Below are 15,032 nucleotides of genomic sequence, written 5' to 3'. Positions count from 1 at the left end.
CGCGCCCTGGGCGGCGGCCCGAGGTAGCGCGGGCGGCCAAAGTGCGGTAGCGCCCCCGGCCGGGAACCGGGGGCGCCGCCGGCGGGATAGAGTGGCGCGTTCGGCTGATTTTGCGGTAGCGCTAACAGATGTTGATCGGGTAGTCCACCGCGTAGATGTCGCCGGCGCAGTTGCCGATGGCGTACAGGCCGGGGATGGGTTCGTCGTTCTCGTTCAGCACCTCGAAGTTATCGGAGATGTGGATGCCGCCCACGACGGAGAGCAGGCCGGGCGCCACCATGCAGGCAGTGAAGGGGCCCTGCTCGATGGGGAACAGGAAGTGGTTCTCCTTGAAGAAGTCGGTATCCTCGCCGGCCTTGCACAGCTTGTTGTAGCGCTCTACGGTCGCCTTCAGCTCGGCCGGATCCACCTCGATCAGCTCGGCCAGCTCCTCCAGGGTGTCGGCGCGCTTGTAGTAGTCCGGGGTCTCGGCGATGCCGTTCTCGACGGTCTTAGTATGGCCGTCCACGGCCACCTGATAGTCGGAGCCGTAGGGGCGGAAGGTGTCCCAGAACATGCCGCCGCCGTGCTCCAGCGAGCTCTTCAGGTCGTTCTGCCAGTTGGCGTCGAAGATGGACCAGGCGTGATCGGAACCGCCGTTGTACATCACGCCGAGGCACTTGCCCTGCACCCAGGTGGCCTCGTTCATGAAGCGCTTGCCGTCGGGGTTCACGAACAGGAAGGGCCCGTGGAACACGGCCGCAGCCTGGGGATGCATCATGGTCGGCCAGGGGCCTTCCTGGAAGGCGCCGCCGGCCCACGCCGCCATGTTGTGGCCATCGCCCACGTTGCCCTGGTCGGAGCACAGGCGGGTGAACACGCGGTTGGCCACCGGCGCGAACGCATCGATGTACTCGTCGTTGTAGCTGATGTCGCCCGTGGCCAAAACGACGCCTTTGGAAGCGTTGTACTGCACGTACTCGCCGGACTTGTTCTGGCAGATGGCGCCGGTCACCTTCCCGGACTCGTCCTGCACCAGCTGCACAGCGGGCATCTCGTAGACGAACTCGGCGCCGGCCTTCAGGGCCTCGGCCTCGAACATGTACTCGACGAAGTCGGCCATGGTGTGCTCTTCGAAGATGGGGCCGCCGGACATGAAGTGGTAGCAGGCGATCTCCGGGTGCACCGTGGAGTTGGAGCCCACGGTGACCATGCAGTTGGCGCCGTTGGCCTCGGCCATGTCGAGGAACCAGTTCATGCAGCGCTCGGACTCGCGGAACCACTTGCCCACGAGCGACTCGCGGCAGCGGTTGCCGCAGGTGGAGACCCAGCGCTCCATCTCCAGGGATTTGTCGAACTTCAGGCCCAGGTCGTCCAGGGCGCGCGAGGCGATAGCGCCGGTGCCGCCCACGCCATGGCCATTGAGCACGGCGTCCTTCTCCACGAGGATGGTCTTGGCGCCGTTCTGGGCCGCGGACAGCGCGCAGCAGCTGCCGGAGTAGCCGCCGCCGATGACGAGCACCTCGGTGTCGACGGTCTGGGAGATCTGGTCGGCCGCGATGGGCTCGGGCTTCACTTCCCAGGTGTGCTTGGCAGTCTCACCCGTCTCGGCCAGGTCGGCCTCAGCCTTGGTGGCCTCGGTCTGCGGCGCGCATCCGGCCAGGCCGAGTGCGGCCACACCGGCGGCACTGAAAGCAGCGCCCTTGAGCAAGTTGCGACGAGAAATTCCAGTCATGTTTTCCCTCCATAGTCTCGGTGACTGAACGGTTCCGAACCTTCCGCGGCAGCTGCCCGGGCCCTTCGCCCGAGCCGTCCGCGGGAAGTTGGAACCGACGTCCCGGCCCTCTCATTGGCGGAACGCGAGAAGCACTATGCCCCCTTCTGCCGTTCCGCGTAAGCCACTAAATTGGGTAAATTCGCAGCAACGGGAACCCGAAACGTGGCGCGGCATCACGCTTTTGAGGGGGACATATTTTGGGTTGTTTTTGAGAAACCCCAGTTCACAGCTGATCGTCGCCGCAAACTTGTTGGGCGCTCCACCTCTCGCCACCGGTTGCGGCTGCTAAAATGCAGCGGGGAGGAAGGATGCCACATGCAACGCGCCAAAAGGCTTTTGGAAGGTCTGCGAATACACCACCTCGGTTTCGGCTTTTTCTGAACCGTCACCTTCATCGTGCTCGCAGGGTTCCAGGGCGCGGGCGCCGTCGCCGACTATTGGCAAACGTATATCCTCACCGAACAAGCACTCATGCCCTTGGCTGTAGGAGCCCTCGGCGTCCTGTGCGCTTTCCGCCATCGCGAGCTGCCCCACTGGACAGCCTCGGCGGCGAGCTTCATGCTCAGCGGAGCCGCGCTTCTCTACTTCCTCGCATTCCATTTCGGCCAAGGCGACGGCGTGATCGCAGCTGCAGCAGGCATTCTCATGGGTGGCTCCTGCACCTTGTTCTTCCTGCTTTGGGAAATGTTCTACGTAACCGAAGGCCAGCAGCGCGCTCTCATCTGCATTCCCCTTTCGGCGGCCATGTCGGTGGGCCTCTACTTGCTCATTTGCCTCCTGCCCTCAATCGCTGTGGCTCTGACCGCCGTCTGCGTGCTGCCGTTTCTGGCGCTTCTTTGCCTTCAGAAGAGCCTCGCCGAGATTGAGGCCGACGTCACGGCGCCCCTCACGCGCCCTGCCCTAAGACGCGCCGTGGGCGACCTATGGCGGCCCGTGCTCTGCGTCAGTATCCTCGGGTTTTCGTGGAAGCTCATCGCTGGCATCGAGCCGGCCCAAAGCTCCGGCGGCGCCGCGGTGCTCGTCGGTTTCGCGGCGGCGGCCCTTTTGGTGGTGGCCCTCGAGCTGTTTCTCTCGAAGGGCTTCGACATCCTGCATATCTGCCAGGTGCTCTTCCCCGCGCTCACCGTCGTGTTCCTGCTGCCGTCGCTATTCGGGCAGCAGTACACGACGCTGCTCGTGGCGTTTCTCATGTTCGGCTTCGAAGTGGTGAACCTGCTGCTCATCATCACCTGCGCCGTGTACACCATTCGAAACGGGCTGCCCTCCTCGCCGCTGTATGCCCTGTGCATCGGGCCCGTCCTGCTTTCCATGGCCGTGGGCAGCGGGCTGGCCGAGCTTTTGGGGCCGGCGCTTTCCGACGATCTCGCCCATTGGACGAACGTCATCCTGCTTTGCGTGGTGCTGCTGTCGGTCGCGCTCATTCTGGTCACGCGCGGAAAGGGCCAGGCGCTGGCCTCCATGACCGACGCGGAACTGCTGAACCGCGGCACAACGTTACGGCGGGGACGGCGCGATGGCCGGCACGACCCCTCCTCGACCGAAAGCGGCGCAGCCCGCACCGCAAACGAGCCGCTCCCTTTGGATGCTGTCGCGAGCACAGAAGCCGGCCCGGCGCCCAGCGACGGCCCCTCCGAGCAACAGCACCGCATCCACAGCTACCTTGAAGAGCGCGGCCTCTCCCCACGCGAGATCGAGGTGGCCGAGCTGCTCATGAAGGGCCACACGGTATCGGCCATCGCCGGCAAGCTCTTCATCTCGGAAAACACCACCCGCGGCCATGCCAAAAGCATCTACAAGAAACTCGACATCCACTCCCGCCAAGAGCTAGTCGACCTAGACGACCAGCTCACACGGGCGTAACGCATGAAATGCTCTGATCAAGAAGGCTCGGATGGTAACTGAATTCTAGCTCGTTCCGCAAGCGACGCATCAAGCCAAGCCCATCGACGAAACCGCTCGAATCGCCGCCACTCGCATTGCGGAAAAGGCTTAGCTTACCTGCGCGGCCGTCGTAGGCGTATCCATCTGGCCCTCCTCTGGCAGCTTGCAGACATCGACCCAGGTGCTGCCAGGGGTGTACACAGCCAGCTCGTCGGGGGTGAGGGCGATGGCGCTGTTGGAGCTGCCACAGGCCGGGTACACCACGTCAAAGCGGCGCAGCGATTCGTCGAGGTACACGTCGCAGCCCTCATTCACCGCGAAGGGGCACACGCCGCCCACCGCGTGACCGATACGCTCCTCGGCCTCTTCAGCGGGAAGCATACGGGGCTTGGTTCCGAACTGGGCCTTGAACCTCGGATTCGCGATGCGAGCATCTCCCGCGCACACCACGAGCGCCACCCGGTCGCCCACGGCGAAGGACAGCGTCTTGGCAATACGCGCCGGTTCGCAGCCCACCGCCTGGGCCGCCAGCTCCACGGTTGCGCTGGATGCGGGGAATTCCATAACGTCCCCCTCGCGCCCGAATTCCGCAAAGTATGCCTTCACCTTGTCGATCGCCATCTCGCTTACCGCCTTTCGACACCATCTTCGACGTTGTGGAATAATAGCACGGCACACATCTCCGGGAAGCCCTGAGGAGGACTCATGATCTCGTTCGAGAACGACTATTCCACCGGCGCCCATCCGCGCATTCTGGAGGCACTGGCGGCGACGAACCTGGAGCCGACGCCGGGCTATGGCGGCGATCGCTTCTGCGAAAGCGCGGCGGCCCGCATCCGTACGGCCTGCGACGACGAGACCGCCGACGTGTTCTTCCTCACGGGCGGCACCCAGACCAACGCCGTGGTCATTTCGGCGCTGCTCGCAGGCCACGAGGGCGTGATTGCTGCCGATACGGGGCACATCGCCGTTCATGAAGCAGGCGCCATCGAGGCCACGGGCCACAAGGTGCTCACCGTGCCCGAATGCGACGGCAAGCTGCGCGCCGCCGACGTGAAAGCTTACCTGGAGGCCTTCTACGCCGATGCCAGCTACACTCACATGGTGTTCCCGGGCATGGTGTTCATCGCGCATCCCTCCGAGCTGGGCACGCTGTACTCCCTGGCCGAATTGGAGGAGCTCTCGGCGCTCTGCCGCCGCTACCAGATCCCCCTCTACCTGGACGGCGCGCGCCTCGCCTACGCCCTGGCCGCCCCCGGCACCGACGTCACCCTGGCCGACATCGCGCGCCTCACCGACGCCTTCTACATCGGAGGCACCAAGTGCGGAGCGCTCTGCGGCGAGGCGGTCGTGTTCCCGCGCGTCGGCATGCCCCGGCACTTCCTCACCCACGCCAAGCAGCACGGCGCCCTGCTGGCGAAGGGGCGTCTGCTCGGCGTGCAGTTCGACACGCTGTTCACTGACGACCTTTACGGCGAAGTGGGACGTGTGGCCATCGCAGCCGCCGACGAGCTGCGTCGCATCCTGCGCGAGGCCGGGTGCACCTTCTTCCGCGAAAGCCCCACCAATCAACAGTTCGTGGTTCTGGAAAATGCCCAGGTCGAGGCGCTGGCCGAGCGCATCCGCTTCAGCACCTGGGAAAAGCTCGGGGACGGCCGCACCGTCATCCGCCTCGTCACCAGCTGGTCCACCACCCCCGACGACCTCGCGGCCCTGGAAGCGGCCCTGCACGAGGTGATGCAGTAGCTCACGACGCCTCTGCTTGCCGCCTCGATGCTCTCGCCGTCTCCACTTCGTGCACCCATGGCAAGCCCGCAGCCCGCTTAAGATCAGGCGGCCGGCGCATTCGAAGCATTCTTCACGAATCAGTTTCGAGTTGCGCTGGGCGAGGGTGTGCCGTCCCAATCCGTGGCATCATAGTCGCGCATTGTTCGTCGGGCCGCCAAGACGCATCGTGCGGCCAGTGCGAGAATAGAGGAACTCATGGACAAGTACATCTGCGACATATGCGGCTACATCTACGACCCAGCTGTGGGCGATCCCGACGGCGGCATCGCTGCGGGAACTGCCTTCGAAGACATCCCCGAAGACTGGGTTTGCCCTGTATGCGGCGTTGGCAAGGACGACTTCTCGCTGTACACGGAATAGCGCCGCACTTCCACCCCTGTCAAGCGCAAAACCTCGCGACCGTTCAAACGACTCAGCCATCGAAGCGCCGATCACCCAAGCTTCTCAGCTGATCGGCGCTCCTTGCATTCGAACGCCCCGCTTTCTGGCAAGTTTTCCAAAGTTTGCGACACGTTCGTAGCAAAACAGGCTTCAGGAACTCTTTTCCAAAGGCAAATCCTGGTGTTTCGCCCTTCTTGCGCCTACTCCATGGGTTCGCAATGTCGAAACCCCCGAAAAACTTGCCTAAAACGTGCCCTCCAAATAACGCAGCTCTCTACACTTTGTTGCACCATCGTGATAAAATGCTGTCATCGATAACGAGCCAGTGCGAATCCTGCCAGCGCAGCCCATGATCGGAAGCCGTGCCCGACCTTCCGCATACCAGATTCGCAAGATCCTCTTCGCCCCGGGTGCAAGAGGAGTGTGCCATGACCCAGAAAAGCCTTTCTTCGGAGACGTGCCTCGGGTATCTTTCCGCTCTCCAAGTCCACGCTTTCTGCAGACGCCGCGGAATCGCCCTCGCCACAACACGCCACCGCCACTTTCCGTCAAAGGCAGCCAGTCGCGATCAGGCAAACGACCTCACCATCCGCACGTGCGACCCGTACTTGCCTGCCGGCATCCCAATGCCGCTCCACTGCGTTTCGTCAAGCGCGTCAACTCCAAGATCCGCTGAATTCCGCAAGCCTCACCTCTGCAGACTCCCCCTTTCGGGAAACGCCCTGCAGCGCTGGAACGAGAGCATTCTTCTCTCCAGCCCCTCACTTGCTTTTATCCAAGAAGCCTCCCTGCGTTCTTTCGTGGACACCCTTGTTCTCGGATTCGAGCTATGTGGCACATACCAGCAGAAGACCCTGGCAACGTCGACCGTATATGGCACACAACCGCTTACGAGCGTGCGTAAAATTCGTGGGTTCCTCGAGCGCAATTCCCGTCTTTTTGGCGCCCAGCGAGCACGTGCCGCAGCTTCATATCTCGTCGACGGCTCCGCTTCTCCCCGCGAAACTCAAGCCGCGCTTCTCCTAGGACTGCCCGCATTCTACGGAGGATACGGGCTCGGCATGCCCTCCATGAACTACGAAATTTCCTGCACCCCCGAAGCCACCGCAATCTCCGGACGGCACCAGCGCAACGGGAGACGCCGGCGGCAATCCAGCCGACCAGCTTCCGAAGAGGCCCATCGGAAGGCATCGCCGCCTACCGCCCGAGATAGTCACCAGCGCATTAGCCCACGCTGCCATACCTGCTCATCGATACTTGCTGCAGCCCGAAAAATGGCAAGTTTTTTGAGGATTTCGACCTTATAGCTGGCCGTATTCCCTTGAAAAACCGAAGCTCGCTCCAGGAAGAGCCTAATGCTATCGTTTATCGACAGTTTACTAGGATAGCTTGATCTGCCATCGCCTTGTAACGTCGAAACCCTCGGAAAATTTGCCATAAAGAGAAGACCAAAATTGCACGCGGCCCCTCCAGAGCTTCGGGCGCAGCTCGCCAAACGGATGCGACCAGCCGAGCGGGTGAGGCTCGCTAGGCGGATGCGGCCAAGCGGGTGAGGCTCGCTAGGCACATGCGACCAGCCGAGCGGGTGAGGCTCGCCAAGGGGGTGCAGCTCGCTAAACGGATGCGGCTCGCTAGGCGGGCACGACCAGCCGAGCGGGCGCGACCAGTCGAGCGGGTGCGACTCGCTAAGCGGATGCGACCAGCCGAGCGGACGTCGGCAGGATACAAAGCGCCCAGGCAGCAAAAGGCGGGGCGGCCGCGCAATCTCGCGCGAACGCCCCGCCTTTGAGGTTTCCGGACAAGCAGCTTGCCTCTGATTGCGCGATTGGCAATCCCCTACCCGAGGTTGATCTGGCGATGCAGGACGCGGGTCAGCACCAGGTAATAGGCGATGCCGATGAGGATGAACACCACGCCCGTCACCAGGGCCACGGTGCCCACGGACATCAGAATCGCGAAGCACACCAACGCGCCGAGCGCCGGGAACACCAGGTGCATGAACACGGCCTTTGCGCCCGAACGCTGCTTCAGCTGGAACCAGCAGAACACGATGACCGACACGTTCAGCATCACGTAGGTGGACAGCGCGCCGAAGTTCGAAATCTTCACCACGGTGTTCATGTCGATGCCGCTGAAATGGAAGAGCAGCGTCAGCACCACGGACAGGGCGATGATGAAGATGACGGCGTTCAACGGCGAGTTCGTACGCTTGTTCATCTTGGCCATGAACTTCGGCAGGCAGCCGCCATTGGCCATGGTGAACATGACGAAGGCGATGGAATTCTGCTGCGCAATAGCGGTGAACACGCCCTGGGCCAGCGCCACGCCCACAGCGCACACGATCATGAGCCAGGGACCGGCGGCCATCTTGGCCACGGCGTAGAACGCGTTGTCGGTGTTGCCGGCAAAGGCCGCGCCCGACGGATCGATACACGTGGCGATGAAGCACTGCAGCGCGTACAGCACGCACAGCACGATGGCCATGACCATCATGGCGCGCGACGGCCCGTGCTTGGGATCCTTCGCCTCCTGGGTCAGCGTGGCGATGGCGCCGAAGCCCACGTAGGACATCACGGCCAGCGACACAGCGGACATGGTGCCGCCGAACTCGAACTTGGCGGGGTTGAACAGGTTGGTCGGCGAGAAATTCGCGCTCTCGGGATGCTGCACGACGAACATCACGCCGCACACGACGAACAGCGCGAGAATCGCCAGCTGGGCTACCAGCGCCACCTTGTTCACCACCATGGCGGTCTTCATGCCGATAAGCGACACGATGGCCACAATAATGAGGAACCCGAAGCACAGAGCCAGAATCGGCACATCCGGCAGCATACTGTGGATGGCGATAGCGGCGATGAGGTACACCATCGCCGGACTCACCAGGTACTGCAACAGCATCAGCCAGCCGGCGATGAAGCCGGGCAGCTTGCCGAACACGTGGCTCACATAAGTAAAGATAGAGCCCGAAGACGGGAAATGCTGAATCATGATGCCGAAGGAGAACACCGAGAACAGCACGGCCACGAACCCGATGAGGAACGCGAGCGTGGGCATGCCGCCGGAGTCGGCGAACACGCCGCCGTAAACGGCCATGGGCGAGATAGGCACCATGGTGATGAGGCCCCATACCACCATGTCCTTCACGGTAAGGGTCGCCTTGAAGTCGTCGCCGGCGTTCTGCTGGGTGGCCACGGTCGGCTTCGTCACTTTCTTCCCGTTGTTTTCCGGCATGGAGAGGCGAGCAGTCGTGGCGTCATCGGAGACGCCCTTCGCCGCACCGGACGCGGCCGTGGCTACGGCTACGGGAGCCTTCGGCGGCGCGCCCGCGTTTGTCTTTCCGTTTGCACTCATTGAGAACACCTCTTTTACCCTCGAGGGGGCCGCGCCACCCGCACATCCTGCGGCGCGGCCCCCTTCCGAACTACTTACCTAGAAGACCCCTTGGCAGCACCGGCGCCGTCGGCACCTGCCGCACCGGCAGCGCCGTCGGCAGCATCGCCGCCTGTGGTCGCGCCCGCATCCGCGGCGGAACCAGCGGCCTTCTCCGGCGTAGCCGCCGCCTCAGCGCCAGCTCCGCGCGCGGCCTTGCGCGCCTGGTCGGCCGCGGCCTTGGCCTCCTTCACCTCGCGGCGAGCGGACGCCAAATCGCTGTCGGCTTCCACCTGCTGCTCGAGCGCCTCGGCAGCCACCGCCTCGGCATGGGCCTTGGCCTGCGAGGACTTCTCGGCCGCCAGGGCTGCCGCTTCGGCAGCAGCCGCTCGCTTGGCGTCGGCCACCGGGTCGCGCGGCACCGGTTCGGCAGCCACCTCATCAGCAGGCGCCGCCGGCACTTTCGCATCAAGCCGCACGGGTTCGGTGCCTTCCACGGGAACCGTCTGAGTCGCCTTCTTCAGACCCACCGTGGCCGACGTGCCGATACCGGCCTTCTCCGAAATCATCGCCGGCTGGCTTAGGGGGATGGCACCCAGCGCGCCGATGGACGTACCGCTGGTCTTCACCGGGTGGTTCATGGCCGCAGGATCGTCGCCGGCCTCAATAGCCGGAGAGGACGGATGATGCTTGCCCGGCACGTACTCGTCGGGAAGCACGATCTGCTCGTTGGGGTTCCACAGCTTCTTGATGGGCATGCCCATGGGGTTCTGGCCCTCGCTCATCAGCTCGGACGGCACGTTGGACAGAACCTTCTGGGGCTTCTTCAAACCCTCGATCTGCCAGGTGAACGGCGCGAACACATTGTTCGGGTCGGCCCAATGATGGCGCTTGGAGGCCTGGTACACGCCGAAGCAGATGGCAAAGGTGACAACGATGATGGCCACGATAACCACCACGTAGGTCACCGGACTGCCCACTTCCTCGGCTACCTGGGCCGGCGGGATGATGGCCAGCACGATGCCGAACAGGCAGGCCAGAAGACCAAGGCCGGCCACAAGCCACGCGCCCACGTTGCCGCCGGGCACCTTGAACAGACGCGGACGGTTCGGCTGGTCGTGACGCAGCTTCAAGAACGAGACGAACATCAACACGTAGTACATCATGTAGAGGATGGTGATGGCCTGGGTGATGAGCACGACGAAGCCCTCGATGTTCGGAATGAGGAAGCAAAGGAAGGCAATGAGGGTCATGAACGTCATCTGCAGGTACATAAGGCGGCTCGGCATGCCGTGCTTATTGGAGTTCTGCAGCACCTTCGGCAAAAAGCCGGAGCGGCCGGCCTGGCCGAGCATGAACGAGGGACCGGCCATGTTGGTGACGAGCGACGCCATGGAAGCGCCGAGGCCGACCCACACGAAGGCCACGTAAATCCACGGGCAGTTGAACGTGGCGCCGAGGATCTTATAGGTCTGGTACAGGCCGTAGACCAAGTTCATGTCGGATTTCGGCGTGACGATGGCGATGCACACGGTACCAGCGATGAAGATGATCAGCGTCAGGATCATGGCGATGAAGATGGACAGCGGGAATTCCTTCTGCGGCTTCTTCAGCTGCTTGATATGGGCAGCGTTCATATCGATGCCCGCGAAGCTGAAGAACACACCGGCGGCCAGGGCCAGGTTGGTGAGGCTGAAGCCGTCAGCGAAGGGATTGAACGCCTCCGGCGTGGGGGTCACGTTGGACACGTTGCCCTGGGCGAGCCATACCACCGTGAAGATGACGATGAACGCCAGCGGGATGAACGTGCCGATGATGACGCCGTACTTGGTCAGGCGGGCGAAGGCCTTCACGCCCTTGGTGGACAGGAAGGTCAGGCCCCAGTAGTAGGCCAGCCACGCCAAAATGATGAAGAACTGGTTCTCCGGATGGTTCATGAACTGCACAGCCCAGTCCCAATCAGGCGTATAGAAGCCGATGGTGGCCGATGCCGATGCAACGCCCATACCGAAGTTGATGGAGGTCTGGAACCACAGAATGAGCAGACACGTAAATGCCAGCCCAGGGCCCATAGCCTCGCCGACCCAGCGGAAGATGCCGCCGCGCTGGCCCCAGCCGGAAGCCAGCTCGGCCGCCACCAAACCGGTGGGCAGGAAGAACACCAGAGCGCCGATGATGAAGAGCGTGACGGAGGACAGCCCGTAATAAGCCTGCTGGACGTCGTTGGCGACGCTGCCGATGATGGTCACGTTCATCATGACCAGAGCCATCAGGCTGATATAGGTTCCACTGCTGGCCTTCGCTGCGCCCTTCGCCGGCGCTTTGGCCGCATGAGTTGTAGTTTGGGAGCTCATAGTTACCCCTCACGAAAGGGCCCGGCGGGGCGGGCTCCCCTTCCCGGGACGTCATTCCCGGAAAAGGCACCCCGCCGGACAGCGGATAGTTGCCGCGCGCGACTCGCAAAAGCCGCCCGCAGGGGCCGGCCTTGGGGCATCCCGTGCGGAACCCCCGAGGCCGGCGCCCGATTGCCGCTTAGGCGGAAACCGGATTGAAGGTGTTCCAGAACGGCCACACGATGGGGTCGGAGTCCAGCGCCTTCTGCATCTCGGGGCTCAGGCGATCCTTGCGGATGGCCACCTCGTAGACGAAGTTGTCGAACCACTCGTCGCTGCAGACGAAATACCCGTTGTTGCCGGTCTTCATGCCGTGGTTCTCGGTGCCCCAGGAGTTCTCGATCTTCCACTTCGTGGGCTTGCCGTCCTTGATATCGACGCCGGCGATGGTCATGGCGTGGGTCGGCAGGCTCTCGTGGGTGGCGAAGCGCTGGGCCTTGTCCATGGTGAACTTCACGCCGAACATGGCCTCAAGGTCGTACAGATCGAAGTCCATGACACCGGCGTTGCGGTCGCAGTGCTGCAGCACGTCGGAGCCGAACCAGACAGGCTCGCCGTCCTTCAGGGAGTCGATGACGTAGCCCTTCAGCTCCTCCATCGGCACGTTCAGGTACAGGTTGCGACGCTCGGGAATCTGGTCGGAATCCTGGATGGCGTACATACGGCCGTAGGGCTTGTCGTCGCCGGGCACGTTGATGACGCCGATGTAGTCGTCCAGGTTGATGGGCACGTACTTCTTCAGGAACTCCAACGGGGTGATGCCGAGGTCGGCATGGTAGTGGCCCTTGGCATCGTTGTAGGTGAAGTCGAACTTCTGCACCGGCTCACCGAAGCACACGGCCAGCACGCGGTACACCTCGGAAAGCATTTCCTCCTGGGTGGCCTTGGTATCCTTGTCCTCCTGGGCCATGGTGCGCAGCTTCAGGGCATCCTGGCGCAGCAGGTGCGAGAGCACCGTGTTCAGCTCGGCGGTGTTGTTGGTGCAGTGGGTCTCGGCCTGGGCCTCGTGCGGCACCACGCCGTACTTCTTCACCAGGGCGCACACCATATCCCAGTCGCCGCCGTCGGCCATGGGCGTCGTGAACAGCCAGTCGACCTCGCGGTCGTCCAGCGGCTTGTCGGCCGTGGCCACCACGTGCTCGAGGAACCAGGCGGCGCGCTCCAGCTTGTTGAAGAACGCCAGGTAGGCCTGGGACAACTCGAAGGTGCCCTTCGGCAAATCAAGTTCCTTCTCAATGTGGAAGCGCAGCACGTTTAAGCAGGCGAACATCCAGCAGCGGCCCGACATCTTCTGGTTGGCCACGGCCTGGTCGTCAACGTCGATGGAAAACGCGAAGTTCTTGGGGCTCATGCGCTTGAGCACCTCCACGCTTTCCGCCGACTCCAGAATGCCGTTCTTGGTCACCGCGCGCTGGGCCACGTGCTGGGTTTCGGCCTTCTTGTAGGATTCGGCCATCTTCGCGATTTGTTCCTTTGAGATTTCCATAATCTATGCTCCTTATCCTCGATTGGTTAGCGATGATCTCTATGGAAGGAACGCGGCACCGTGGAAAAGCGCCGGTTCGAATTCCCTTTAGTCGAAGAGCGTCCAAGGCTGAGTCGGACGATCTTCCAGGTAGCCGTCCATCCACTTCCACAGCGGGTGCTGGTCCATGAAGTCGCGAGCATTGAACTCCACGCCGTCGGCGCGGCCGTAGCGGCCCCACATCTTCAGGTGCTTCACGTCGTCGGGGCCGGCGGCCTTGGCGTCGCAGGAGCCAGCCGGATAGAACGGGATGTTCCACACGGCGTCCGGATCGTCGGCGTAGTACTGAGGATCCACATCGTAGTGCGAGCAGATGTCGCGGCTCGACGGGCAGTTGTAGCCGAGGTACACGTCGTAGGTGTCGGCGAGCATCTTCTTCACGACTTCCAGGTCGATCTTGCCGTAGTACTGATCGATGAGCTCCATCCAGCGCTGGCGACGGGCGCCGGTCTGCTGGCGCGGATCGTTGAAGCCGTTGTCCTTGCATTCCAGGTTGCGGATGCGCGGGTCGAACACGGCGTTGCAGCCGAAGTACGCGCCGTCGAAGGTGCGCTCGAGGCTCGTGAATTCCAGGCCCTGCTCGAAGCGGGCGATCTCGCCGGTGTTGTGGTCGGCAATGAGCCAGGCGTTGGCGTAGCCGCCGTTGTTGCCTTTGTTCAGGCGCTCGACGAACTCGTCGATGGTGGCCGCGTACTGCACGGCGTCGCGGATGCGCACCCACTCGGGCATGCCCGCGTCGTCGTAGCGGTCGAAGCCGGCCAGGGTGGTCTCGGTGATGTTCAGGCCCGCGGCGGTCACGTAGAAGTCGGTCATGGACGAGAGCATGCACGGCGCCGAGGCCTGCATGATGAAGGCATAGCCGTCGTCGGGCTCCACGCGCTTGCAGATATTGAAGTACTGGCCGCTCCAGAACTCGTCGAAGCTCTCATGGCCCAGGTAGGGCTTGCCGTCCACCGTGGCCGAGCCGGTGGCCACGATGGCGGAGCAATGCTCCTTGCGGTGGGTCTTCATGAGCGGACGGCTCATGATCTTGCCGGCGTTCTGGGGCCACCAGTAGCCGGTGATCTCCATCCAATCGTTCCACGCGATCATGTCGTCGGTGGTGGTGGGGATGCCGGCAGCCGTCAGGCCCTCGGCCATGCCGCGCAGCTCTTCGAACCAGCGGGTGGGAATCTTGTCGCGGTGCAACTTCAGCGCCTGCTCGGCGAACCACTCGTAGGTCATACCGAAGGTTTCCAGGGTCATGAACTTGTACACGCGCAGGGCGTCTTTGTACTCGTCGGCCAGAAGGTAGCCCTCCTGGAAGCCGCACTCGTAGGGGGTGCCCTTCACCTTGATATGCTGCCAGCCGTTGATCTTCTGCAGCTGGGCATGATCGATGATCGATTGCTGCTCTTGAGTGACCATTGTCGTCTTCCTTTCCAGGGTGCGCCGGGGCGGGCGGGCTTGCGGACAGCTCCCTTGAGCCGTCCTGCGGGCGAGCTTCAACGCACGAACTCGCGGATTCGTTTCATATCCTGCGCTCTTCCCCGGCGTTTTGGCGACGGGGGCGGTTTTCGTTGCTGCGCCGTTATAGATTAGTTTTCCGCTGATTTTCTAAGTTCTAGCTGGGTGTTTTCCCGAGCCTCATCGCGTCCTTTCGCGAGCGCAACACAGGATCGTCGATTCACCGAATGGTTTCAGATCGGATGCCCGCCTGCGCGGAAACGCTGCCTGTGGGAGGATACGCATGTTGCAACCATTCGACGACTGGGAGGTTCCCATGGACAAGTACATTTGCGACGTATGCGGCTACATCTACGACCCCGAGGTGGGCGACCCGGACGGCGGCATCGCGCCGGGCACGGCCTTCGAGGATATTCCCGACGACTGGGTATGCCCCGTCTGCGGCGTCGGCAAGGACGACTTCTCACTGTACGAGGGTTAGCCTACGGCA

11 protein-coding genes are annotated in these 15,032 nt (G+C 62.8%); 4 read left to right on the top strand and 7 right to left on the bottom strand.

The features are described 5' to 3' along the window. Positions 1–121 precede the first annotated feature (121 nt). Together GO707_RS02565 and GO707_RS02560 are read right to left on the bottom strand one after the other, a co-directional pair. Entirely contained in the window at positions 122–1,714 is a 1,593-nt protein-coding gene (locus GO707_RS02565; protein ID WP_157011912.1) for an FAD-dependent oxidoreductase, read from the bottom strand. A gap of 327 nt (positions 1,715–2,041) precedes the next feature. Beyond that, positions 2,042–2,221, bottom strand: coding sequence for a hypothetical protein (locus GO707_RS02560; RefSeq protein ID WP_157011910.1), 180 nt, complete (start codon positions 2,219–2,221; stop codon positions 2,042–2,044). Between the two features lie 6 nt (positions 2,222–2,227). On the opposite strand from GO707_RS02560, the gene GO707_RS02555 reads away from it, so the two are divergent. Then, positions 2,228–3,616, top strand: coding sequence for a helix-turn-helix domain-containing protein (locus GO707_RS02555; protein WP_157011908.1), 1,389 nt, complete (start codon positions 2,228–2,230; stop codon positions 3,614–3,616). 129 nt (positions 3,617–3,745) lie between these two features. Here GO707_RS02555 and GO707_RS02550 read toward each other — a convergent pair whose 3' ends face one another. Next, a complete protein-coding gene (locus GO707_RS02550) occupies positions 3,746–4,258 on the bottom strand; it encodes a YbaK/EbsC family protein (RefSeq protein WP_157011906.1) in 513 nt (170 codons plus the stop codon). 84 nt (positions 4,259–4,342) lie between these two features. Between GO707_RS02550 and GO707_RS02545 the strand changes: the two genes are divergently transcribed. Together GO707_RS02545 and rd (GO707_RS02540) are read left to right on the top strand one after the other, a co-directional pair. Then, entirely contained in the window at positions 4,343–5,383 is a 1,041-nt protein-coding gene (locus GO707_RS02545) for a threonine aldolase family protein (protein WP_157011904.1), read from the top strand. Between the two features lie 237 nt (positions 5,384–5,620). Beyond that, positions 5,621–5,785 carry a rubredoxin gene (gene rd / locus GO707_RS02540; protein ID WP_022741427.1) on the top strand — a complete coding sequence of 55 codons (165 nt, stop codon included), beginning with the start codon at positions 5,621–5,623 and terminating at the stop codon, positions 5,783–5,785. A 1,857-nt stretch (positions 5,786–7,642) separates the two neighbouring features. On the opposite strand, the gene GO707_RS02535 is transcribed toward rd (GO707_RS02540), so the two are convergent. The 4 genes from GO707_RS02535 to GO707_RS02520 all read right to left on the bottom strand — a co-directional run bounded on the left by GO707_RS02535 (position 7,643) and on the right by GO707_RS02520 (position 14,503). Further along, positions 7,643–9,160, bottom strand: a complete 1,518-nt coding sequence (locus GO707_RS02535; RefSeq protein WP_022741433.1) for an APC family permease — start codon at positions 9,158–9,160, stop codon at positions 7,643–7,645. A gap of 74 nt (positions 9,161–9,234) precedes the next feature. Then, a complete protein-coding gene (locus GO707_RS02530) occupies positions 9,235–11,532 on the bottom strand; it encodes an APC family permease (protein WP_157011902.1) in 2,298 nt (765 codons plus the stop codon). A 178-nt stretch (positions 11,533–11,710) separates the two neighbouring features. Further along, the gene (locus GO707_RS02525) at positions 11,711–13,057 is read right to left on the bottom strand and encodes a C1 family peptidase (RefSeq protein WP_114538990.1); all 1,347 of its coding nucleotides are present in this window, start codon (positions 13,055–13,057) and stop codon (positions 11,711–11,713) included. A gap of 87 nt (positions 13,058–13,144) precedes the next feature. Next, on the bottom strand, positions 13,145–14,503 hold the full coding sequence (locus GO707_RS02520) for a C45 family autoproteolytic acyltransferase/hydolase (protein ID WP_157011901.1): 1,359 nt from the start codon (positions 14,501–14,503) through the stop codon (positions 13,145–13,147). Positions 14,504–14,858: 355 nt separating this feature from the next. Between GO707_RS02520 and rd (GO707_RS02515) the strand changes: the two genes are divergently transcribed. Beyond that, positions 14,859–15,023: a rubredoxin gene (gene rd, locus GO707_RS02515; protein WP_114539008.1), complete on the top strand. Its 165-nt coding sequence runs from the start codon at positions 14,859–14,861 to the stop codon at positions 15,021–15,023. The last annotated feature ends 9 nt before the right edge of the window (positions 15,024–15,032 follow it).

It is taken from the genome of Adlercreutzia rubneri, from assembly GCF_009755265.1.
Lineage (GTDB): Bacteria > Actinomycetota > Coriobacteriia > Coriobacteriales > Eggerthellaceae > Adlercreutzia > Adlercreutzia rubneri.
This window is presented reverse-complemented; position numbering and strand designations above follow the sequence as displayed.

Coding starts and splice junctions, on each gene's coding strand:
- rd (WP_022741427.1), top strand. CDS start 5,621: ATGGACAAGTACATCTGCGACATATGCGGCTACATCTACGACCCAGCT.
- GO707_RS02550 (WP_157011906.1), bottom strand. CDS start 4,258: ATGGCGATCGACAAGGTGAAGGCATACTTTGCGGAATTCGGGCGCGAG.
- GO707_RS02555 (WP_157011908.1), top strand. CDS start 2,228: ATGCCCTTGGCTGTAGGAGCCCTCGGCGTCCTGTGCGCTTTCCGCCAT.
- GO707_RS02565 (WP_157011912.1), bottom strand. CDS start 1,714: ATGACTGGAATTTCTCGTCGCAACTTGCTCAAGGGCGCTGCTTTCAGT.
- GO707_RS02530 (WP_157011902.1), bottom strand. CDS start 11,532: ATGAGCTCCCAAACTACAACTCATGCGGCCAAAGCGCCGGCGAAGGGC.
- rd (WP_114539008.1), top strand. CDS start 14,859: ATGGACAAGTACATTTGCGACGTATGCGGCTACATCTACGACCCCGAG.
- GO707_RS02520 (WP_157011901.1), bottom strand. CDS start 14,503: ATGGTCACTCAAGAGCAGCAATCGATCATCGATCATGCCCAGCTGCAG.
- GO707_RS02525 (WP_114538990.1), bottom strand. CDS start 13,057: ATGGAAATCTCAAAGGAACAAATCGCGAAGATGGCCGAATCCTACAAG.
- GO707_RS02535 (WP_022741433.1), bottom strand. CDS start 9,160: ATGAGTGCAAACGGAAAGACAAACGCGGGCGCGCCGCCGAAGGCTCCC.
- GO707_RS02545 (WP_157011904.1), top strand. CDS start 4,343: ATGATCTCGTTCGAGAACGACTATTCCACCGGCGCCCATCCGCGCATT.